The sequence below is a fragment of the Rathayibacter sp. CAU 1779 genome (assembly GCF_054551755.1).
The window spans coordinates 683,585-705,399 of record NZ_JBTOLK010000002.1; the positions used below are offsets into that span (position 1 = coordinate 683,585).

A 21,815-nucleotide genomic window follows, 5' to 3' on the forward strand; every position below is an offset into this window, starting at 1 on the left:
CTCTTCTCTTGAGTCGTGTCGTCGACATCAGTTCGGTCCCCAGTTGTTCGCGGGAAGGGAGTCCCAGCTCGTTGTGCTGGCCGTGTAGGTCCACGGTCCGGAGAGTGAGACGGAGATGTTGTCCGAGTTGCGCTGGCCCAGGTAGGACGTGAAGCAGAAGTGGCCGTTGCCGCTCAGCGTGGCCGTCCTCTTGTTCCCAGATGCCCACGATGAGTCGCCGTTGATCGCTCCGACGAGGTTGTAGCTGCCGCTGGGCAGGTTCGTGTAGCTGACGCAGAGGTACCTGTCGATCCCGACGCCACTCGACGCACCCTTGGCCACAGCCGCGGTGGGCTGCGGCTCGGGAACGCTCACCGTGTTGCTGGCCGTCGACCAAGGCCCCTGGATGCCGCCCTTGTTCACGGCGCGCACCTTCACGGAGTAGCTGCCCTTGCTCAGACCGCTGACCGAGGCGCTGGCCCCGGTCGTCTGTCCCGACCTGCTCGCACTGCCGCTCAGCTGCCACTCATAGGTCTGCAGCCCGCCCTTGGTTTGAGCGTCTGTCAACTTGGTCCAGCTGAAGCTGACCTTTCCGTTGGGCGAATCACCCGTCTCGCTCGCAGATGGCTTCGCCACCGCCGCGGGCGTGCCGTATGTCGTCACCGAATTGCTCGCAGCTGATTGCGCGCTCGGTCCGTCGTCGTTGTTCGCCACGACCTTGAACGTGTACGCGGTGCCGTTCGTCACGGAGATGGCGTACGTGTCGAGCGAGGTGACGTTCTTCACCTTCGAGCCGTTCGCGTAGATGTCGTACGACGTGATCTGCAGACCGTTGTTCGCCGGAGCCTTGCTCAGGGTGACGTTGATCGATCCGTCACCGTTGGCCTTCGCCGTCGGGGCGGACGGCGTCGACGGCACGTCGTGGATGACCACGTCGTACTGACCGATGGTCGCCTTCGTGCGGGCCGGATCCTTCGTCGCATCCTCGACGGTGTACTGCACGCTGACCGTTCCGATCGTGGAGCCGGACGGCACGTCCACCGTGATCGACGTCCCCGTGAACTTCACCGTCGGCTGCGTCGGCCCGCTGACGATCTTCGCGCTCGTGATGGTGAGCGGATGCCCGGGGAACGGATTGACCCACGTCGAGTCGCTCGCGGCCGCCGACCACGTCTTACTCGTCCCGCGCTTCGTGTTATCGCTTTTCGGGGCATTCTTCTGTTGCGCGAGCGGCCTCGTCGAGCTGACCACCTTGACGTTCACGGATCCATCGATGGAGGTGGTCGCCGAGTTGACCTTGAAGTGGATGGTCGCCGTGGTGCCCGGCTGTGTGCCGAAGGGCGCGGAGACGGACAGCGTCGATCCACTCGGCGTCGCCACGATGCCCCCGGAGGCGCCGGAGAAGTCGGTGTACGTCAGTTTGCTGAGGATGTCCGGATTCGGGTGGTAGCTGGACGCACGCAGATCCACCGTCGTCGGGTTCTCCCCCGCCTCGATGGTGACGTTCGGCGGCGTGAAGGTGGGCGCGACATCCGATTGATCGGGGTTGCCGACCGTGATCGGCAGCACGAGCGACGTCACCCGATCGCCGGACTGACCGGGCTCGCGGCCGTCGTCGACCTTGAACGTGATGGCTGCCGGACCCCGATAGTCCTTCTCCGCTGTGAACGTGAGCGTCTGGTTGTCCACATAGCCCGAGATCGAGTGCGTCGTCGTGACTCCGGAGCGGCCCGTGATCTTCGCCGGTCGTCCCGATGGCACGCTGATGAGGTCGGACAGCTTCCACGTCTTCGTGCCGTTCATCGACACGATCTGCTGCGGCACCTTGACCGTCGGCGGTGCAGTTCCGTCGGACGTGGGCGGCACGATGATGAACGCCTCACCGGCCAGGCCGGTCGTGGGATCGGTCAGCGTGTACGCGACCGCCACGCGGGTGTGCTGCGGCTTGACCGTCACCGTGCCGTCGGTGCCGACCGTGGCGTACTTGGCGTTGCTGCCCGTGACGTCGACCTTCAGCTTGTTCACCAGATCGGAAGGGTTGACGGCGCCCTGGAAGACGTCCACCTTCACGGCACTCTTGCCGACGGCATCCGCCGACTGCACGACCTGATCGATAGCCGTCGGATACACCGGCTTCGCGTCGTTCGTCACGATCACCTGGACGTAGGCGCTCGCCTGACCGCCTTGACCATTCGTGATCGTGTAGCGGGCGACATAGACGCCCTCCTTCTCCGGCGCCTGAACCAACACGAGCTGGCCGTGCACGGAGGCCTTCAGCTCGGGATCGACATCGGAGAGCTTCTTCTGAACGGAGATGGTGTAGCCGTTGGGGTCCGAGTCGTTGCCGAGCACGGGAACGGATGCCGTCTTGCCCGGCTTGACCTCCACCGTGTCGTTCACCGCGACCGGCGGTTGCAGGCTGCTCGGGCGCGGGATGACGCCGATCCGCACCGTTCCGGTCGCACTCTTGCCGTAGGTGTCGGTCACCTTGTACGTGAACGTGTCGGTGCCGCCGGATCCCGGATAGGCCTCGTACGTGAACGAGGTCGACGTGGTGGAGGCGATCCTGCCCAGCGTCGGCTGGCCGACGATCCCATCGAGCGTGACGGAGTCGCCATCCGGATCGATGCCGTCCAGCGGGACGGTGATGGGGATGCTGGAGCCCGCGAACGCGCGTGCCGTCAACGCCGTGGGATTCGGGGCCTGGTCCTTGCCGTCCTTGCCGGTGACGACGAACGTGACGGTTCCAATCGAGTCCTGTCCCCACTTGTCACTGATCGTGTACGAGACGGAGTACTGTCCCGGCGTGGACGGAGCCTGATACCGCACGGTCTTGCCGCTGACGAACGCGGTCGCTCCGTCGCCCTGGTTGGACGTGTCCTTCAGCTTGGGGTCGAGGGTGAACGGCTCGTTGTCGGGTGAGTAGTCGTTCTCGAGCACGTCGACGGTGGCGATGTCGCCCGCTCGCACCGTCGCCGCGTCGTCCACGGCAACCGGAGGCTGGTGGATCACCAACGGCGGGATGGGGACGACGGTGATCGTCGACGTGGACTCCTTCACGCCGTCGGAGACGACGTAATTGAGCTGCACCTGCTGCGGCAGGACCGTCGGTGCGGTGATCTTGACCACCTGGTTGTCGAGCAGCTCGACGTTGAGGTCGGAGGAGGCATCCGACTTCGTCACTGACCGAACGGCCAGGACCCGCCCGGAGGGCGAGGAGTCGTTGGCGAGCGGATTCACCGTCGTGCTCTCGCCCGGCCGCACGTACGCGTCATCCGCGACGGCGATGGGAGCGCCATCGCCGTCGCCGTTCGCCGCATCGAGTCGGATGAGACCCGACGTCGTCTTCGCCCCAGCACCGAGGGTGTACTTCAGGTAGTACTCACCGGGGGTGGACGCGGTGACGGTGACGGTGGCCTTCTGCGGATCGGTGACCACCGTCGGATCCGACGGCCCGCTGTCGCTGTTCGCTCCTACCAGGGTGAGTTCGTCGCCGGACGGCGACAGGTCGTTGTCCAGCGGGTGGATCGTCACCGCCTGTCCCGCGATGCCCGATGCGAAGTCCGGGGTGGCGATGGGATCGAGCGAGCCCTGCGGCTTCACGGTGACCATCAGGGATCCGCTCGCGCTCGCGTGCCCGTCGGTGACGGTGTAGCGCACCTCCTTGACGCCTGCCTGCCCGTTCTTGCTGAGGAACGTGATGCGGCCGTCCGGCTGGAACTGTACCTGGTCGTCGGTCGTCGACTGGGCGGAGGACAGCGACATGTCATCGCCGTCGGGATCCGACCAGTCGTTCAACACGTCGTAGGTCACGGACTGACCGACCTCGACGGATGCATCGCTCTCGCGGTTCGACGCCGGCGCGGCGTTCTGCGTGGTGGGATGGATCGTCGCGTTGACCTGAGCACTCGCCTGTCCGCCGCGCCCGTCGTCGATCGTGTAGCGGAACGAGACGCTTCCCGTCACCTCGTCGGGGACGGTCAGCTGCACGGACCTGCCGCCCTCGATGATGTCGAGGTGGCCCTCAGCGGCCGGGATGGTCGACACTTGGGTGACGGTGAGCACGTCGCCGTCCGGATCGGTGTCGTTGTCGAGCACCGGAAGCACCGTCGAGCGCCCAGCGCGCACGCCGAAGTTGTCGTCGACCGCGGTCGGCGGATGGTTGTCCTTCGTGCGGTGGGCGAGCGTGTCCTGGAAGGACTGCAGCACCGGCTTCTCTTGGCCGGTCTCGCCGTTCACCTGCGAGTCGTTCGGCTTGAGCGTCGCCCAGTTCTGCACGAGCACCATGTGGCTGGAGACGACCCAGGCGTCCCCGTTGCGCAGGTTGTTCAGCGCGATGACGCTTCCGTTCACCCGGAATCGCAGGTCGTCGCCGCTCACCTGCTGGGCGATGTCGACCCCGACGGATGCCTTCCCGTCGCACGCATAGAGATAGCGGCCGGCACCCGCCCAAGCCCCGTACGAGCATCCGTTCAGCCAGACAGGAGCTGAGACCTGGTCGGATCTCGTCACGCCCTGCTTGACGCCGGCCGAGACGATGGAGACCTTGCTCCCGTCGAGCGGCACCTTGAGGAGCGCGCTGCCCGAGGCGACGAGCGCGTACGTGTTGTCGGCGCCCGGCTGCTGGAGCTGGAGGCCCTTCGTCGGCAGGTTGACCGCTTTGTCAGTGCCGATCAGCACCCGGTTGAGCTTCGTGTCCAGGACCACCGGAGAGTCGCCGACGGACGACAGCTGGAAGCTCGACGAGACGGACAGCGTCGACTGCTGCGCCGCCGCACCGGGATGGTCGAATCTCACAAGGGCGTTGCGTGTCGGCGACACGCTGTACGTCACTCCCGACGGGGTGACGACCGTCTTCGTCCCGCTGCCGAGCTTCGCCGACGGCTTGGTCTTCGACGGGTCGAACGAGAGCCGGGACGAGGCGTCGAGCACCCACACCTTGCCGTCGGGAGACGTGATCGCGAGGGTGTTGCCGCCGTACGACACCTGCGACGACGCCGGGATGCTCACGCGGTCGACGAGGGAGACGAACGCCGGATCGATGCGTTCCAGCGTGCCGTTCTTCGCATCGGTGAGGAAGTAGGCGGAGCCGTTCTGCAGCACGTCGAGGGAGCTGGACGCGCCCGTGACCGCGGCATCCAGCTCGTCGATCTGGTGGTTCAGGCGACCACCCATGAGCTTGTCGCCGTTGGTGACCCAGACGTCGCGCGCCGTGAGGTCGACGTCGTCGGTCGGGAAACCCTTGTGCAGCACGGCGAACGTCACGGGCACTGCAGCGACGATGGCGATGACGACGGCGGACGCGATCGCCTTGTGTGCGCGGATCCATGCAGCGAGGGGTCTGAGCACGATGTCTGTGTTCCCTATCCCGTCCCGCGATTCGACTGCAGAGTGGTGCCCGCTCCCCCAAGCCCGTACAAGCTAGCACACCCCTTGACGGCTAGACGAATCGGTCTATCCAGGCTCCGTCACGAGTCTTCACGAGGTGTCGGACGCCGGCCCGGAACCCGGAGCGGATGCGCATCCGCACGCAGACCCGTCTTCGGACTCGACGCCTCCGGCGTCTACGACTCCTGGTCGCGGTCCAGCAGCTCGAGGTCTTCCGGCCCCACCAGGTGGGTGGAGACCGCGTACTCCACGAGGCGCGCCCGCCGGCTCGTGGCGAGCTTGCCTGCCCCGCCGCGGAGTCCGGCGACGCCCAGCTTGTCGAGCTTGTCGCACACGTTGTCGAGCTTGCGGTTGAAGGTCGTGAGCGACCAGCCGAGGCGGGCCGCGGCATCCGCCGAGGTCGGCACGACCGACCGGCCAGGCACCTGCTGCCGCAGCATGGACTCGGACAACGCCACGATCAGCTGGCGCTGGGTGGTGGTGAGCGCGACGGGGAGCATCGTGGTCGAGCCGCCGGACTCCGGCAGGATGCGCGACGTGCTGTACACGTCGTCGGCGTTCAGGATCGTGAAGTCGTACGTGGTGGGACCTGCGCTGAACATGACGTGCATGGTCTCGAACACGACGGGGAGCCGGGCACCGGGCGCAAGCCAGGCCTGCACTGCGCCCGTTCCGTCTGTCACGGTGGCGGTGAGCAGCGTGCCGACGTTCGCGAGCCACCACATGCCGTGCTCGTCGAAGATGCGGAGGAACCTGCGGTGCAGGTAGGGGTTGTCGTCGATGGAGAGGTCGGAGTCGCGTCCGATCGAGAAGTCGCCAGGGCTCTCGATCGGATAGGTCTCGCCACAGAACTCGACGGTCAGCGAGCTCACGGCGAGCACGCCTTCAACGGATTCGGCGAGGTCCTGCCATCACGCACGATCTGCACCTGGATGCAGACGCTCGAACCGGGGGTGAGCCCGGTCAAGGTCGCCTGCGGCTTGTCGGTGGAATTGGGGCTGTCGGTGGAGTTCTCTCGCTGCCACTGGTAGGTGTCCTGCGGCTTCGGCTTGGGGTTCTTCCACACGAACGTCACGCTCGAGCCATCCGCACTGCGCACCTTCGAGACCAGCGTGGGATCGGGCACCGACGACAGCGCGATCTGTCCGTCGTCGCTTCCCGGCGCCTCCGTGTGGGGCGGCGAGCTCGTGCGAGGCACCAGCAGCGTCGCAGCGGTGATGCCGCCGGCGACGAGCACGACGCACGCTGCGACGATCCCCACGATCATCCCGATGCGTCGACGGTTCGGGGCTGCGGTGACCGGGGCGTCGGTCTCGGGACCGGGTTCCGCGACGGGAGCGGGCGCAGGCAATCCTGGCGCCGCCACGACGGGTGCGTGCCGGATCATCGTGTGATCGGGTGCCGATGCCGCGGCTGCCCCGCGCATGATCGTGTGATCGGCTGCGGGCTGCGCGCGAACCGTCTGCACGTCGCGCACGCGCGTGGCATCCGCATCGGGTCCCGCCGAAATCCGCATCGGCGACGGAGGCGGCGGCTGAGGGGCACGCGGCTGGACGGGACGCGGGGTCACCGGCTGGGCGATGATCGTGGAGACCTGGCGGATCCGCGTCTCATCGGCCGGGTCTGCGCCGACGGCAGGTTCCGTGCGCTCCGACGCGACGGCGAGGTTCGGAACCTCGATGCCGGTCGGCGAGTATCCGAGTTCGAGCTCCACGCGCTGCAGCGCCCGCGCGAACTCAACGGCGGAGGCGAATCGGTCCTCGCGACGCGTTGCCATGCCCTTGGCGAGCACCGCGATCAGGGTGCGCGGGACATCCGGACGGTCGAGCGGCGTGATGGCGCCGCGTTCGATGCGACCGATCAGGTCGAGCGTGCCGTTCGAACGACCGGGGATCTCGAACGGCGTGTGCCCGGCGAGCAGGGTGTAGATCGTTGCAGCGAGCGAGAAGACGTCGCTGCGCACGTCGGGCTTGGGGTCGTCGTCGAACATCTCGGGCGGCGACCACGGCACCGAGAGTCCGACCGACTGACGCGTCGTGGTGTCGGCGCCCTGGCGATTCGGCAGCCGCGACAGCGTCGTGGTGTGCGACGGCAACTCGTCCTCGAGTGTCGAGGAGATGCCGAAGTCCGTCAGTGCCGGCCAGCCGAAATCGTTCGTCAGCACGTTGGCCGGCTTGATGTCGCGGTGCAGGATGCCCGCCGCGTGGGCCGTCGCGACGGCGCCGGACACGCGCACGCCGATCCGCAGCGCGTCCTCGACGCCGAAGCGCTCGCGCTTGTAGCGGTCACCCAGCGAGGGGCCGGAGCAGTACTCCATGACGAAGTACGGACGGTCATCGGCCGACACGTCGGCGTGGTAGATCGTGACGATGTACGGATGCGCCGACAACTGCGCCATCACGTTCGCCTCGGCGACGAAGTGGGCGCGGGACTGCTGGTCGAGCTGGTCGGTGAGCAGCACCTTCACGGCGACCTTGCGGCGGGGCAGCTTCTGCTCGTACAGGAAGACGTCGGAGAATCCGCCGGATCCCAGCAGTCGCTGGTACGTGTATCCGGGCAGCTCGGGGGCCTCGGCCGCGACCCGCCTGCTCATGCTTGCACGACGTCCAGCGTCACACCGCTGCCCAGGTCGATCGTCGTTCCCGCGATCACGGACGTCGGCTCGCCCGCACGCAGCTTCTGCGGCGTCTTGCCGGGAAGGGCGATCAGCGTGCCGTTGCGCGAGTGCAGGTCGGTGACGACAACGGTTCCGCCCTCGATCGTCAGCTGTACATGGTTGCGCGAGATGTCGTGCTCCACGCTGTCGACCGTGACGAGACGCGGAACCTTGCCGCCGCCCATCTTGCTCACGCTGGGCGCCCGGCCGACGACGACCATGCCGTCGATCGGCTCCGAGCTGCCGTCGGGAAGCCGGAGGGTGAAGCCGCCGTCGGCCGCCGGAGCCGGTACAGCAACGGGCTCGGGCGCCGGAGCGGATGCGGCACCCGCCGCACTGCGCAACGCCGCGATGTCTCCGCTCATCACGGTGAGGCCGTCGTGGTCGCCGAGCGGACCGGGTGCCGATCCGGACACCGCACCGGCGGGTGCCAGTCCGATCGGAGTCGGAGCGATCATCGCCGAGGCGGCAGGCGCCGCACCGTTGGCCTCTTCGCCCTCTTCGCTCACCGGGCGCACGGCTGCGTCATCCACGCCGCGCATCAGGGTGGCACCGAAGAGGTGGTCGTATCCCGTCGTCTCGTTCGGACGGTCTGCCGCTGCCGGACGATCCGCCTCGACCGCGTCATCGCCTGCGACGGTGACCTCGAGGTCGGCGATCGTGCGGTCGAGATCCGTCGCGGAGCCCTCCGCGTCCGCTGGTGCGGGGATCGCGTCCGAGGCCTGATCCTTGATCGGCACGAGGATCTCGGTGCTCGGCACGGGAGGCGCCGTCGGTCGATCCGGCTCGTCCTCTGACGAGGGGGCCATGGTGTCGGCCCATGATCCGGTCTGTGCCGCGGGCGCCGGCGCGGAAGCGACACGGCCGGACGCGAGCGGAACGACCGGCAGCGCGGCGGGCGACGCCGCGCGCAGCGGAGCGGCGGGAGGCGCCGCGCGAAGCGGAGCGGCAGGAGGCGCCCACTCCGCTGCGGGGATGCCGTCCGGCACCCCGGTGAAGGCCGTGGACTGCCCGTCGAAGGCGAGGGATCCGAACGCCACGGCGCTCACCCAAGCCGTGCCGACGACGAGGGGAAGGGCCGGGCCGCCCACGGCATCCGACGGGATGCACTCGATGCGGAACCCACGGACGCCGTTCACCGGACGCTCCACCCACGTCGACACGCCGCGGGCGGTGATGTCGTCGGATCCGGACACGGTGTCGATCGCGACACCCGCCTCCCCGCGCACGATGAACCGCCCGACGAACGCGTCGTCCTTCGCATCCCATTCGGCGAGCACGAAGCCGGGAGCGGATGTCAGCCCGTGCTTGGCGAGCTCGTCGATCACGAGGCGGATGCCGTCGTCGTCGCAGAGCGCCGCCCACAGCCGAGCCGCGAAGTCGGCATCCGGCGCCGGTACGTGCACGACGGCGAGACGTCCGGGGATCACGGCGGCCAGCCAGCCGCCGGGGGCTGTGTGTTCAACAGCGAGCACGGTCGTCGTCCTTCGTTCTTCGGGTGAGGAGAGGGAGTGGTGCAGGTGTCCGGGGTGGTCAGAGACGAGGTCGGGTGTCCTCGAGATACTGCCGGTGGTCAGGTCGTTCCACCGTATCCTGATCCGCCGGCTCGGACGACGGCCAGGACGAGACGACGAGCGCCGTCACGTTGTCCCGTCCCCCGGCGGCGATGGCCGCCTCGGTCAGCACGTCCGCGAGGCGGTCGTCGTGCGGATTCTCGCGCAGGATCGTCGCGATCTCGTCGTCGTCGAGCTCCTTGCTCAAGCCGTCGGAGCAGATCAGGAAGGTCTGCTCGCCGCCGACGGGCAGCATCCAGACGTCCACGTCGATGTCGTCGGCCGCGCCGAGGGCGCGCGTGATGACGTTGCGCTCCGGATGCGCGCCCGCGTCCTGCACGCTCAGCACGCCGGCGTCGATCAGCTCCTGCACGGCGGAGTGGTCGACGCTCAACTGCGTGAGGCGTGCGCCGTCCCAGCCGTAGACGCGGGAGTCGCCGATGTTGACGATCATCCAGTAGCGCGAACCGTTCCCGCTCCCGTTCACCGCGACGACGCCTGCCAGCGTCGTGCCCGCGACGGCGACACCGGATGCGTCTGCCGTTGACAGCGCGCGGACCGCGTCATTGGCTGCACTGATCGCGTCGAGAACGTCGCCCGGCGTGACGTCGGACCCTTCGGGGATCCGCTCCCCCACGATCCGCACCGCAGTGCTGCTGGCCAGATCTCCGCGTGCGTGGCCGCCCATTCCGTCGGCCACCACGAACACCGGATCGCGCGCCAGCACAGCGTCTTCGTTGACCGCGCGCACCGCGCCGGCGTCAGTGCGGGCGCTCACCGCCAGCGTCAGCTTCACTGATCGCGTTCTCCTGCCTTATTTCCTTCTCGTCCGGGAGCCTTCCGGCCCGGCGGTCTACCCACATTTTGGTCAGACTTGCCATGGTAGCCACAACCATGGCCGCCGCGATGAATCCGAGCGACGCCCAGGTACCGATTTCGGGCGCCCATTCGACGGGATGTCCGCCGTTGATGAACGGGACCTGGTTCTCGTGCAGCGCGTGCAGCACGAGCTTGACGCCGATGAAGACCAGGATGGCGGCGATCCCGTATTTGAGGTACTCCAGCTTCTGCAGGAGGTGGCCGAGCAGGAAGTACAGCTGACGCAGCCCCATCAGCGCGAACACGTTGGCGGCGAACACGATGAACGGACTCTGTGTGATGCCGAAGATGGCGGGGATCGAGTCGAGCGCGAAGAGCAGGTCCGTGGTTCCGAGCGCGAGAATCACGAGCAGCATCGGCGTGAAGAACCGCTTGCCGTCGATGGTGATCCGCAGCTTGCCCTCGTTGAACCGGTCGGACACCTTCAGGTGCTTGCGGGCGAAACGCGTGAGCCAGTTGTCGTTCTGACCCTCGGCGTCGTGGTGGCCGAACGCCTGCGTGTAGGCCGTATAGAGAAGGAATGCTCCGAAGAGGTAGAAGATCCAGCTGAAGTTCTCAATGAGCTGGGCGCCGATCACGATGAAAACCGCGCGCAGGATGAGGGCGATGATGATGCCAGCGAACAGGGCCTCCTGCTGATATTTCACCGGCACGGCGAATCGCGTCATGATCACGACGAACACGAAAAGGTTGTCGATGCTCAGGCTGTACTCGGTGAGCCAGCCGGCGAGGAACTGTCCGGCGTGCTCGGCGTCGCCCATCCAGAACAGGATGCCCGCGAACACCACAGCGAGCAGGGCGTATCCGCCCACGAACAGCGCCGCCTCGAGCGGCTTCGGCACGTGCGGTCGCTTGACGGCGAGCGTGAGGTCGGCCGCGAGAATCACGCACAGCACGACGATGGACGTGATCTCGAACCAGAGTGGGAGTGCGGTCTGCATGGACTGCTTTCGGGAGGTCTCGTCACGAAGACGGGTACGCCTTCGTGACGAGGGTCTCTCCCGCGCACCCGGTCTTCTCGCCGGTGCGCCGCACGACCGGAGCCGGAACAGGACTGCTGTTCGCGACTCGTGATGACGATCGTGCTGACGGTCGCGTTGCGACCGCTGGGATACTCCCCCTCGCGTGCTCCAGCTTACCGGCCGTGGACCGAGCGGATGCCTTGAGACCGGCATCCGCTGCTCCTAGCGTTAAGGGCGTATGAGCTGGTTCGATGCAACGGAGTACGAACTCGCACGGCAGGTGCTCGAACGTGGCATCGCCGCGATGTACCTCGTCGCGTTCCTCTCCACCGCGGCTCAGTTCCGCGTGCTGCTCGGCGAGCATGGATTGCTGCCGACGCCGAGGTTCGTGCGGCGTATGGGAGACCGGCTCTCGCCGACGCTCTTCCGGTGGCGCTACTCCGACCGGCTGCTGGTCGCCGTCGCGATCGCTGGCGCGGTTCTCGCAGCGTCACTCGTCGCGGGACTCCCTCAGCTCCTGCCCTCCTGGGCGCCGATGGTCGTCTTCCTGCTGATCTGGCTGGGCTACCTCTCCGTCGTCGACGTCGGCCAGACGTTCTACGGCTTCGGCTGGGAGAGCCTGCTGTTGGAAGCCGGGTTCGCGGCGGCCTTCCTCGGCGCGAACGACCAGGCGCCACCCTGGGTGATGATCGTGTTCGTGCGCTGGCTCGTGTTCCGGCTGGAGTTCGGCGCCGGAATGATCAAGATCCGCGGGGATCGTTCGTGGCGCGACCTCACCGCGCTGTACTACCACCACGAGACGCAGCCGATGCCCGGTCCGCTCAGCTGGTTCTTCCACCACCTGCCGCGCTGGTTCCACCGGATCGAGGTGCTCGGCAACCACTTCGCTCAGCTCGTCGTGCCGTTCTTCCTCTTCGCACCTCAGCCCGCGGCGAGCGTGGCGGCGGCGATCGTGATCCTGACGCAGCTGTGGCTCGTGGCATCGGGCAACTTCGCCTGGCTCAACGTGCTCACCATCATCCTGGCGTTCAGCGCCGTCCCCGATCCTGTCGCGCACGTCGTCATCCCGGCGATGCCCGCGCACACGGACCACCTGGTCACGCCGCTCTGGTTCTTCGTCGTGATCTGCGTGGTCGGCATCCTGCTGCTCTGGCTCAGCTGGTGGCCGCTGAGGAACCTGTTCTCGCGACGCCAGCTGATGAACGCGAGTTTCAACCGCTGGCATCTCGTCAACGCGTACGGAGCGTTCGGCTCCGTGACGAAGGAGCGCTACGAGGTGATCGTCGAGGCGACCCAGTCGACCGATCCGCGCACCGCGGTCTGGCGAGAGTACGAGTTCAAGGGCAAGCCGGGTGATCCTCGGCACTGGCCGCGTCAGTTCGCGCCGTATCACCTGCGCCTGGACTGGCTGATGTGGTTCCTCGCGCTCGGATCACGGGGCGAGGACTGGTTCTATCCGCTGCTGCAGAAGCTGCTCGAGGCCGATCCTGCGACCCTGCGGATGCTCCGCACGGCCCCGTTCGGAACGCAGCGCCCCGCGATGGTGCGGGCGTCGCTCTATCTGTACCGCTTCTCCAGCTGGCAGGAACTACGGCGCGACCACGTGTGGTGGGTGCGCGAGCGGATGTCGGATTTCGTGCCACCCGTCACGCTGTCGGATCCGCGCGCTCGCCCCTGAATCCACTCCCGTTCTTGGCCGCTCCCCCATGCCAACTGCGCCACTTGCGCACTATTGCGCCCCTCCAGCGGGCGCAATAGCGCGCAACTGGCGCGAACACGGGCGGGGTGCCACCGCGAGCGGGGGTCGAGGGTCGGGGGTCGGCGCTACTGTCGCACGATGGAACGGTTCGAGATCGACGTACCCGAATCCGAACTGGACGAGTTGCGCGAACGCCTGTCGCGCTCTCGGCTCCTGTCCGACAGCCCCGGCCGTCCGTATGCCGGCATGACGAGCGAATACCTGGCGGCACTCGTCGCATCATGGGCGGAGTTCGACTGGCCGGCGAGGCAGGACTGGCTGAACCGGCATCCGCAGTTCGTGGCCGAGATCGACGGCGCACGCGTGCACTTCGTGCACCTGCGGTCGCAGAACCCCAACGCGCCCGCCCTGCTGGTCATGCACGGATGGCCGCACACCTTCGCGATGCAGCTCGACTTCGCCGACCTGCTGCCCGATTTCCACGTGGTCGTCCCGAGCCTGCCCGGATTCGGGTTCTCGGGACCATATGCCGCTGGAGGCATGAACGAGAAGCGGCTGGCGGCGACGATGCACGCGCTGATGACGGACGTCCTCGGATACCCGCGTTACCTCACGTACGGCGAAGACGTCACGGCGAACGTGAACGACCTCATCGCGGCGACCTATCCGGATGCGGTACAGGGGATCCTCGTGACCCACGCCCACTTCCCCACGCTCGAAGAGCGCCAGAACCTGAGCGCTCCGGATGCTGTGGCGTTCTTCGGTGCGCTCGCGGATCGTCAGGCGTCCATGGGTGGGTACGCGCACATCCAGGGCACACGACCCGACACGCTCGCGGCGGCGCTCAACGACTCACCGGCGGGCCTTCTCGCCTGGCTGGTGGAGAAGTTCATCGAGTGGAGCGACACGCCGGCCGATGAACCGCGGGCTGTCGAACGCCTGCTGTCACGAGAGCGCCTGCTCACCGAGGCGATGATCTACTGGATCTCGCAGTCGATCGGAACGTCGTTCCGCCCTTACTTCGACGACATGGAGGCGGTGATCCCTCCGGTCACGGTGCCGGCGAGTGTGCACATCCAACGGCACGAGCACGACTACCCGGGGTCCGTCGCACGCACCTTCTACCGCGATCTGCGGACGTTCGAACGCCTCGAGCGTGGCGGGCACTTCGCGATCGCCGAGGTTCCGGCCGACATGGCGGATCGGGCGCGGTCCTTCGCGCGAGAGCTCCGGCTGCTTCCATCTGCCGCCGTCTGATCTGGGCAGCGGCCCGGACCCTCGACGCCTATCTCGTACAGCATTTGTCAATCGCTGGGATCGCCGAGGCCGAGGATCCAGGATGAGATCACGTGACTGCTCGGACATCGCGCTATCTCGGGAGGAGCAATGGCAGCTGGGAGTGGCTCCCGCCTCGTCTTCGGATCGAGACTTCGCGAGAGCGATCCGGACGGTCCGGGCATCCGACGGCTTCGCAGGGGCTCGGGCTTTCACTACCGTTCGGACGTGGGCGGCGCTCCCGATCGCGCGGCGCTCGAACGCATCACGGGGCTGGCCATTCCGCCCGCCTGGCGCGACGTCTGGATCTGCGCCGATGAGCGCGGCCATATCCAGGCGGTCGGCGTGGATGACGCCGGGCGCCGGCAGTACATCTACCACGACGAGTGGCGGCGCCTCCGCGACGAGGCGAAGTTCGATCGGATGCTCGAGCTCGCCGCTGCGCTGCCCCGAGCGCGACGAGCCGTCGGCCGTGATCTGAGCCGCCCGCTGCTGGACAGACCGCGAGCACTCGGCGCCGCATTCCGGATGATCGACCAGGCTGCGGTACGCGTCGGCGGTGAGGAATACCGACGCCTGTACGGCAGCCGCGGCGTGACGACGCTGCGCTGCCGGGACGTGCTCGTCGAGGGCGACACCATCACGCTCGGCTTCCCGTCGAAGAGCGGACAGCTCTGGGAGTCGTCACTGCGGGACGCCCTGCTGGCCAGGTACCTGGCGTCGGTCATCGCGGCCCGCGGACGGTCTTCGCGCGTCGTGGCCTGGCGCGACACCCGATGGCATCCGGTCACGAGCGCGGAAGTCAACGACTACATCCGCGAGCGCACCGGAGTGGAGGCGACGGCCAAGGACTTCCGCACGCTACGTGGAACGATCGTCGCGGCGAGGTCACTTGCTGCGTCCGGCCGTTCGCACCAGCTGTCGAAGCCCGAGTCGGCGATCCGTGAGGCCATGAACGTCGCGGCTCACGAACTGGGCAACACGCCGGCGATAGCCCGCAGCAGCTACGTGGATCCTCGTGTCGTCGACCGCTTCCGCGCCGGCGACACGATCGACACGAACGGGGCGGGTGAGAAGGCGATCCGCAAGCTTCTCGGCTGAGTCAGCGGCTTTGAGCGGATGTCGCCGCTCGTGTCGCTCGGCGCGGCGTCCGCTCCTCGTCGATCGGCCTCGGCAAAGAGCCGATGGGGCTCAGGGGCGTAGGTCGCGGTCGCCGTCGGCTGAGCTCGTTCCGTAGTCCGGGCGAGGTGGCTGCGGGAGCTGAACGTCTCCTTCGCCGCCTTCGCGGCCGCCGTACGGTCTGCCGTGGTCGGCGTATTCCTCGCGCTGGAAGACGAAGCTCCATCCGCCGAGCGTGAACCGCGCTCCGGTTCGGAGAATCGTCTCGTCGTCGGCATCGGACGCCTCAGGCAGAAGCGGTGTCTCTCCGGCTCCGAACACGGAGAGCAGGTACTCATCGTTGTCGTCGTGCCGGATCCGCGCATGCACGGCCTCCAGACCCTCGAGCCTGAGATCACAATCCGCGGCGGAGCCGATCCGGATGCTGTCGCTGTCAAGATCGAAGACGAACCGGCGGTCGTTCCCCGACACGAGCAGACGGGGCTCGCCTGCCCCCCAGGCCGCGTGCGTCGTTCCCACCCGGCTGGGCTGATCGTTCGAGTCTGCAGTGGACATTCGCTCCTCCCTCGTGGTCGCCTCGCATGGTCGCCGCTCCCGGCCGGCAGCACGGAACAGCCGAAAGCGCTCCGGACGGGCCGTTCGAGAACGACACGCCAACGCTACCGACGGGCACCCGACGAGCTGGACGGGTTGACTTCACGTGCGATGCTGTGCGTCGAGCGCACATGCCGGCGTCACATCGACGGCCTCGACAGGTCATTACCGGACTTTGACAACGGCCGGACGGCCATCCGCGTCCACGACGCCGAGCCCCTTGCCGCTGGTGGCCGCATCGTGCAAGCGCCGCAACCACCCGCGGTCGACGGGCAGCTGTCGCACGTCGCCGCTGTAGTGGAAGTACAGGGGGCGCCTGTGTGACAGCCACAGGGTGCTCCGTGTCTCGCCACCGTCGTGGTCCAGCCAGGTGAGCGGAAACGACTCGCCGTGCCGGAACTTGTCGACGATCACCAGCTCCAGGTGCACCAGCACGCGATCGTCGACCTCGATCCGGACGGGTCCGTGGGTCAGTAGTCCCATCTCCTTCTTTCTTCGTGAAGTGCTCGCGATGCTCGGCCTTGCCCGACCGGGCGCGAGCGTGCACCGCCGCAGCGGACGGCGCTCGCCCATCGTAGGGATTCACGAGGCACCCTCACTTCACCCGCAGGGGTGAAGATGGTGGCGGGGGTGAAGATGACGATAAGTGTGGCGCTTGTCGACGACTACGAGGTTGTGGTGCGTGGACTGGCCTCGATGCTTCGCACGTATCGGGGTCGGATCCGCATCGTGGAGCTCGACGTGAACAAGCAGGTCCGTGAGCCCGTGGACATCGCCCTGTACGACACGTTCGCCGCCCCACAGGGCGACCGGCACGAGGTGCGCATGCTCGCCGGAAATCCGGCGGTCGGCAAGGTCGTCGTCTATTCCTGGAACATGGACGAGGAACTCGTTCGTGCAGCGCTCGCCAACGGCGCGTCGGGCTACATCTCCAAGGGTCTACCGGCCCGCGGAGTCGTGACCGCACTCGAGGGAATCTACGACGGCTCAGGCACGGTCTTCGACGTTGCGGGACCGATCGTGGTGGCCGGGGACTGGCCCGGACGGGAGGAAGGGCTCACGCAGCGGGAGGCCGAGGTTCTCGCGCTCATCACGCAGGGGCTGTCGAACGACGAGGTCGCCGAACAGGCGCACCTCTCGATCAACTCCGTGAAGACGTACATCCGCAGCTGCTACCGGCGAATCGGAGTCACCAGCAGGACTCAAGCCGTGCTCTGGGGCGTCGAGCACGGCTTCCGTCCCGACAACACAAGGCTGAACGGGAGCGAGGGATCCTGAGGCGCCGAGTCGCCACGCCTCCCCGGCCCGCCAGCCCGACATGCACGAAGCCCGGCTCACTTCCGAGGAAGAGAACCGGGCTTCTGATGTGACCCCAGCGGGATTTGAACCCGCGTTACCGCCGTGAGAGGGCGACGTCCTAGGCCGCTAAACGATGGGGCCGGTCTTGTTGACCCGAAAAAGGCAACTCATCGAGTATGCCACACGGGATGCGGCTCCACCAAACCGACCCAGCACCGAGATTCCTGGCGCGTTTGTTCGCTTGGCGTCCTTCCAAACGGCAACAAGCGCCAGGCATTTCGGAAGTGAGGACCTCGGGCGACGGTGCCGCGCGACGACCCCCGCTCACGCGTAGACGAGGAGGGCGCCGGGGGCGACGGAGACCTCAACAGGGAGCGGGCCGACCCGCTCTCCATCGGCGTAGGCGACCACGTGCTCGGCCTCGAGCGTGACCGCACGCGCGCGGGAGATGTGTACCTCGGGCAGTGTGGTGTGCTCACCGCGGAAGACCTTCGGGAACACGCGCAGCAGGCGGAGTTTGGGCATCCGGTCGACGATGAAGAGGTCGAGCAGCCCGTCGTCGAGCTCGGCGTCGGGTGTGATGCGCATGCCGCCCCCGATCGAGCGCCCGTTGGCGACGGAGATGAGCATGGCCTCGGTGGACTCGACGACGCCGTCCACCGAGATCCGGTAGCGCACCGGACGGAACGACAGGAGCTCGAGCACCATCGCGACCGTGTACCGCTGCGAGCCCTTAGGCCACGTCATCCGGTTGGCGCGATCGTTGACTCGGGCGTCGAATCCGGCGGAGACCACGCCGCCGAACCAGGTGGTCAGCTCGCCCTGACGCACCCTGCCGAGGTCGATGCGGCGGGGCCCGCGCAGCAGTGCGGCGTGCAGGGCGGTGATCGAGGCATCCGTGTCGTCGATGGGCAGTCCGAGCGTACGGGCCATGTCATTTCCCGTTCCGCTCGCCACGATGCCGAGTGCCACCTCGGTCTGCGCGACGATGTTCACCCCGAGGCTGACCATGCCGTCACCGCCGACCACGACGAGCACGTCGACTCCCCCGGCCTCGACGACCTTCGCGGTCTCGCGGCGGAGCAGTTCGTAGTTGGGCTGCGTCAGCACGATGACGTCGTGACCGGATGCCTGCAGCGCGTTGACCACGGCCGGCCCGGCTCCGCGTCGCCGGCCGAACGCGGCCTGCGGGTTGATCGCCACCGCGATGCGCAGCACAGCGGGAGCCCCCTCCGGGGCGTCGGTGCCCCGCGCGCTGCTCATGGTGACGATTATGGCGGAACGCTGCGCGTCAGCCGAGCGAGGACGGTGAGCCGGCGCGGCGAGGTGGACGGGCGGACTCTGACCGGCCGCGAGCTGTCCGTTGCGTTGACCAGGCGGACGACCGTCGCGGACCTCAGCCCAGCCGGACCCGCCGCAGCAGCTGGGCGTTCACCGCGACGACGATCGTGGACACGCTCATCAGCACGGCACCGAGCGCAGGCGAGACGACAACGCCGAACGGCTCGAGCACTCCAGCGGCGAGCGGGATCGCCACGATGTTGTACCCGGCCGCCCACCACAGGTTCTGGGTCATCTTGCGGTAGGTGCGCGCCGACAACGCGACAGTCATCGGCACGCCCCGCGGGTCGCTGGACGCCAGCACGATCCCCGCGGACTCGATCGCAACGTCCGTGCCGGCTCCGATCGCCACTCCGACATCCGCCTGCGCGAGCGCCGGGGCGTCGTTCACGCCGTCGCCGACCATCATGACGCGCGAACCGTCCTTCTGCAGTGACGAGACGGCTGCGGCCTTCTGGTCGGGAAGCACCTCGGCGATGACCTCGTCGATGCCCAGATCGGATGCCACGGCATCCGCCACGGCGCGGGAGTCTCCGGTCAGCATGGCGACCCGCACGCCCCGGGCCTTCAGAGCTGTGACGGCTTCGCGCGACTGGGGGCGCACGACATCCGCCACGGCGATCAGGCCGACGACCCGTTCGTGGTCTCCGTCGTCGGCGATGACGAAGACCACGGTGTTGCCCGCGTGCTGCGCCCGCTCCGACACCTCGCCGAGCGCCGCGGACAGCTGCAGCCCGCGTTCGGCCACGACGCGCGGGGAGCCGACGACGACACCGGTGGATCCGACGGTCCCCGTCACGCCGCGGCCACGCAGCGCCCGGAAGTCCGCTGCCGCCACCACGTCGATGCCGCGTTCCCGTGCCGCAGCCACCACCGCCATGCCGATCGGATGCTCCGCATCCGCTTCGACCGCCGCAGCCAGCCGCAGCACGGTCGCCTCGTCGACACCCTCGGCCGTCGCGACCTGGACGACGCCCTGCCGGCCCTCGGTCAGCGTGCCGGTCTTGTCGAAGAGCACGACGTCGGTGAGCCGAGCATCCTCGAGTGCCGCGCGACTGCGGATCAGGATTCCGTTCTTCGCACCCAGCGACGTGGCAATCTGCGCCACCAGGGGAATGGCCAGGCCCAGGGCATGCGGGCACGCGATCACCAGGACGGTCACCACGCGTTCGAGCACGAAGTTGGGGTCGCCACCGCGCAGGAACAGCCACACCACGAGCGTCACGGCCGCTGAGGCGAGCGCCGCGTAGAACAGCCAGCCTGCCGCGCGATCGGCGAGCAGCTGCGCACCGGATTTGCTGGCCTGCGCCTGGGCGACGAGGCGCATGATGCCGGCGAGCGCGGAGTCGTCCTGCTCCTTCGTCATCTCGACGGTGAGCGATCCGGCGCCGTTCGTGCTTCCTGCGACGACGGATGCTCCGCTCTCTTTCACGACGGCCGCCGACTCTCCCGTCAGCAGCGATTCGTCCACATCGGAGCGTCCCGCGATGACGACGCCATCCACCGGGATGCTCGCTCCCGGACGCACCAGCACTCGATCGCCCATCCTCAGCTCGGAGATCGCGACGGATCGCGTGCCGGCAGCACCGCCGATCCCGTCACCGTCGATCACCTCCGCCGTGTCCGGCAGCAGCGTGGCGAGCTCGCCGAGCGCGTTCTGCGCACCCATCACCGCCGACATCTCGATCCAGTGCCCGAGCAGCATGATCGTGATCAGGCTGGCGAGCTCCCACCAGAAGTCCATGCCGTCAAGTCCGAGCGTGACGGCGAGGCTATACCCGAGCGCGACCACGATCGCCAGGGCGATCAGTGTCATCATCCCCGGCCGGCGCGATCGGAGCTCGGCGACCGCGCCCTTCAGGAACACGAGCCCGCCGTAGAGGAAGACCGCGACGCCGAACACGGCAGGGATGAACTGGCTCCCCGGGAATCGCGGACCGGAAAGTCCGAGGATGTCCTGCAGTCCGGTCGAGAAGACCATGGTCGGAATCGTCAGCGCAAGGCTCCACCAGAACGTGCGGCGGAACTGCGCCGGATCGTGAGCACTGTGGTCGTGAGCACTGTGATCGTGTGTGCCGTGGTCGTGAGCACTGTGGTCGTGAGCACTGTGGTCGTGAGCGCTGTGGTCGTGAGCGCTGTAGTCGTGTGTGTCGTGGTCGTGTGCACTGTCCCCGTTGGCGCTGTGCACGTGAGTCCCGTAGTCGCGGCCAGGGTTGTCGTGAGCGTCGTGCTGCGCGTGATCGTGCTGCGCGTGGAGACCTGTCGCGGTGTCGTCTGAATGCTCGTCCATCGTCCTCATTCTAATACCCCCTGGGGGTATCAACGCCAGAGGCCCTGCACTATTCCGGTCGATACCTCCTGGCGCACGGGCGTGTTGCACACAGGCCAGAATGGAGGCATGAAACTCACCAAGCTCGAGCACGCAGCGCTGATCCTGGAGACCGAGGGACAGAAACTCTTCATCGACCCGGGATCGTTCTCCACCCCCATCACCGACGCCACCAACGCGGTGGCCGTGGTCATCACGCACGAGCACGCGGACCACTGGACGCCCGAGCAGCTGAACCGCATCCTGGAGACCAGCCCCGACGCCACCATCTACGGCCCGGAGGGCGTTGCGGCGGCGGCGTCCGACTTCGACGTCACGACGGTGCACGCCGGCGACACGGTGGAGGCAGGACCCTTCACACTGCGCTTCTTCGGCGGCAAGCACGCGGTCATCCACTCCTCCATCCCTGTCGTGGACAACGTCGGCGTGGTCGTCAACGACACGCTCGTGTATCCGGGCGACTCATTCGCCGCGCCCGAGCTCTCCGAGATCAACGTGCTCGCCGTGCCGTCGTCTGCGCCGTGGCTGAAGGCATCCGAGTTCATCGACTACGTGCTGGGCCTCAAGCCGCGTCACGCGTTCGCCACGCACGAGATGGTCAGCTCCGTGGTCGGCAAGCAGATGGCCAACGGACGCATCCAATGGGCCGTCGAGCAGGGCGGCGGACGCTTCCTCGACCTGCAGCCGGGCGACACGTACGACATCTGAGTTGTCTTGTGTGCGGGGGCCCCACCCCCGCACA

15 protein-coding genes and 1 tRNA gene are annotated in these 21,815 nt (G+C 67.6%); 5 read left to right on the forward strand and 11 right to left on the reverse strand.

What is annotated here, in order from left to right; translation table 11 throughout:
* Nucleotides 1-27: 27 nt before the first annotated feature.
* The 6 genes from ACX9R5_RS14090 to ACX9R5_RS14115 all read right to left on the reverse strand — a co-directional run bounded on the left by ACX9R5_RS14090 (nt 28) and on the right by ACX9R5_RS14115 (nt 11,396).
* Entirely contained in the window at nt 28-5,328 is a 5,301-nt protein-coding gene (locus ACX9R5_RS14090; RefSeq protein WP_459409649.1) for an Ig-like domain-containing protein, read from the reverse strand.
* Between the two features lie 215 nt (nt 5,329-5,543).
* Nucleotides 5,544-6,239, reverse strand: coding sequence for a hypothetical protein (locus tag ACX9R5_RS14095; protein WP_459409650.1), 696 nt, complete (start codon nt 6,237-6,239; stop codon nt 5,544-5,546).
* On the reverse strand, nt 6,236-7,960 hold the full coding sequence (locus tag ACX9R5_RS14100) for a protein kinase domain-containing protein (protein ID WP_459409651.1): 1,725 nt from the start codon (nt 7,958-7,960) through the stop codon (nt 6,236-6,238). The genes ACX9R5_RS14095 and ACX9R5_RS14100 overlap by 4 nt, the downstream gene beginning before the upstream one ends.
* The gene (locus tag ACX9R5_RS14105) at nt 7,957-9,498 is read right to left on the reverse strand and encodes an FHA domain-containing protein (RefSeq protein WP_459409652.1); all 1,542 of its coding nucleotides are present in this window, start codon (nt 9,496-9,498) and stop codon (nt 7,957-7,959) included. The genes ACX9R5_RS14100 and ACX9R5_RS14105 overlap by 4 nt, the downstream gene beginning before the upstream one ends.
* A 58-nt stretch (nt 9,499-9,556) precedes the next feature.
* Complete coding sequence (locus ACX9R5_RS14110) at nt 9,557-10,372, reverse strand: PP2C family protein-serine/threonine phosphatase (RefSeq protein WP_459409653.1); 816 nt, start codon at nt 10,370-10,372, stop codon at nt 9,557-9,559.
* Nucleotides 10,338-11,396 carry a TerC family protein gene (locus ACX9R5_RS14115; protein ID WP_459409654.1) on the reverse strand — a complete coding sequence of 353 codons (1,059 nt, stop codon included), beginning with the start codon at nt 11,394-11,396 and terminating at the stop codon, nt 10,338-10,340. The genes ACX9R5_RS14110 and ACX9R5_RS14115 overlap by 35 nt, the downstream gene beginning before the upstream one ends.
* 259 nt (nt 11,397-11,655) lie before the next feature.
* Here ACX9R5_RS14115 and ACX9R5_RS14120 point away from each other — a divergent pair, with 259 nt between their 5' ends.
* The 3 genes from ACX9R5_RS14120 (at nt 11,656) to ACX9R5_RS14130 (ending at nt 15,492) form a co-directional block, all read left to right on the forward strand.
* Nucleotides 11,656-13,095, forward strand: a complete 1,440-nt coding sequence (locus ACX9R5_RS14120) for a lipase maturation factor family protein (protein ID WP_459409655.1) — start codon at nt 11,656-11,658, stop codon at nt 13,093-13,095.
* A gap of 159 nt (nt 13,096-13,254) precedes the next feature.
* Complete coding sequence (locus ACX9R5_RS14125; protein WP_459409656.1) at nt 13,255-14,373, forward strand: epoxide hydrolase family protein; 1,119 nt, start codon at nt 13,255-13,257, stop codon at nt 14,371-14,373.
* 129 nt (nt 14,374-14,502) lie between these two features.
* A complete protein-coding gene (locus tag ACX9R5_RS14130; RefSeq protein WP_459409657.1) occupies nt 14,503-15,492 on the forward strand; it encodes a DNA topoisomerase IB in 990 nt (329 codons plus the stop codon).
* 90 nt (nt 15,493-15,582) lie between these two features.
* On the opposite strand, the gene ACX9R5_RS14135 is transcribed toward ACX9R5_RS14130, so the two are convergent.
* Both ACX9R5_RS14135 and ACX9R5_RS14140 read right to left on the reverse strand, forming a co-directional pair.
* The gene (locus tag ACX9R5_RS14135) at nt 15,583-16,065 is read right to left on the reverse strand and encodes an FHA domain-containing protein (RefSeq protein WP_459409658.1); all 483 of its coding nucleotides are present in this window, start codon (nt 16,063-16,065) and stop codon (nt 15,583-15,585) included.
* Between the two features lie 204 nt (nt 16,066-16,269).
* A complete protein-coding gene (locus ACX9R5_RS14140) occupies nt 16,270-16,587 on the reverse strand; it encodes a DUF7882 family protein (protein WP_459409659.1) in 318 nt (105 codons plus the stop codon).
* Nucleotides 16,588-16,740: 153 nt separating this feature from the next.
* Between ACX9R5_RS14140 and ACX9R5_RS14145 the strand changes: the two genes are divergently transcribed.
* Nucleotides 16,741-17,382, forward strand: a complete 642-nt coding sequence (locus ACX9R5_RS14145; protein WP_459409693.1) for a helix-turn-helix transcriptional regulator — start codon at nt 16,741-16,743, stop codon at nt 17,380-17,382.
* Nucleotides 17,383-17,471: 89 nt separating this feature from the next.
* Here ACX9R5_RS14145 and ACX9R5_RS14150 read toward each other — a convergent pair.
* The 3 genes from ACX9R5_RS14150 to ACX9R5_RS14160 all read right to left on the reverse strand — a co-directional run bounded on the left by ACX9R5_RS14150 (nt 17,472) and on the right by ACX9R5_RS14160 (nt 21,034).
* Nucleotides 17,472-17,544: transfer RNA gene (locus ACX9R5_RS14150), tRNA-Glu, on the reverse strand.
* Nucleotides 17,545-17,727: 183 nt separating this feature from the next.
* Complete coding sequence (locus ACX9R5_RS14155; protein WP_459409660.1) at nt 17,728-18,666, reverse strand: YegS/Rv2252/BmrU family lipid kinase; 939 nt, start codon at nt 18,664-18,666, stop codon at nt 17,728-17,730.
* A gap of 133 nt (nt 18,667-18,799) precedes the next feature.
* Nucleotides 18,800-21,034, reverse strand: a complete 2,235-nt coding sequence (locus ACX9R5_RS14160; protein WP_459409661.1) for a heavy metal translocating P-type ATPase — start codon at nt 21,032-21,034, stop codon at nt 18,800-18,802.
* 108 nt (nt 21,035-21,142) lie between these two features.
* Between ACX9R5_RS14160 and ACX9R5_RS14165 the strand changes: the two genes are divergently transcribed.
* A complete protein-coding gene (locus ACX9R5_RS14165) occupies nt 21,143-21,781 on the forward strand; it encodes an MBL fold metallo-hydrolase (RefSeq protein WP_459409662.1) in 639 nt (212 codons plus the stop codon).
* The last annotated feature ends 34 nt before the right edge of the window (nt 21,782-21,815 follow it).

Excerpts from the sequence above, each read along its gene's own strand:
- ACX9R5_RS14100 (WP_459409651.1), bottom strand. The coding sequence starts at position 7,960 with ATGAGCAGGCGGGTCGCGGCCGAGGCCCCCGAGCTGCCCGGATACACG.
- ACX9R5_RS14115 (WP_459409654.1), bottom strand. The coding sequence starts at position 11,396 with ATGCAGACCGCACTCCCACTCTGGTTCGAGATCACGTCCATCGTCGTG.
- ACX9R5_RS14120 (WP_459409655.1), top strand. The coding sequence starts at position 11,656 with ATGAGCTGGTTCGATGCAACGGAGTACGAACTCGCACGGCAGGTGCTC.
- ACX9R5_RS14125 (WP_459409656.1), top strand. The coding sequence starts at position 13,255 with ATGGAACGGTTCGAGATCGACGTACCCGAATCCGAACTGGACGAGTTG.
- ACX9R5_RS14130 (WP_459409657.1), top strand. The coding sequence starts at position 14,503 with ATGGCAGCTGGGAGTGGCTCCCGCCTCGTCTTCGGATCGAGACTTCGC.
- ACX9R5_RS14135 (WP_459409658.1), bottom strand. The coding sequence starts at position 16,065 with ATGTCCACTGCAGACTCGAACGATCAGCCCAGCCGGGTGGGAACGACG.
- ACX9R5_RS14140 (WP_459409659.1), bottom strand. The coding sequence starts at position 16,587 with ATGGGACTACTGACCCACGGACCCGTCCGGATCGAGGTCGACGATCGC.
- ACX9R5_RS14145 (WP_459409693.1), top strand. The coding sequence starts at position 16,741 with ATGACGATAAGTGTGGCGCTTGTCGACGACTACGAGGTTGTGGTGCGT.
- ACX9R5_RS14155 (WP_459409660.1), bottom strand. The coding sequence starts at position 18,666 with ATGAGCAGCGCGCGGGGCACCGACGCCCCGGAGGGGGCTCCCGCTGTG.
- ACX9R5_RS14160 (WP_459409661.1), bottom strand. The coding sequence starts at position 21,034 with ATGGACGAGCATTCAGACGACACCGCGACAGGTCTCCACGCGCAGCAC.
- ACX9R5_RS14165 (WP_459409662.1), top strand. The coding sequence starts at position 21,143 with ATGAAACTCACCAAGCTCGAGCACGCAGCGCTGATCCTGGAGACCGAG.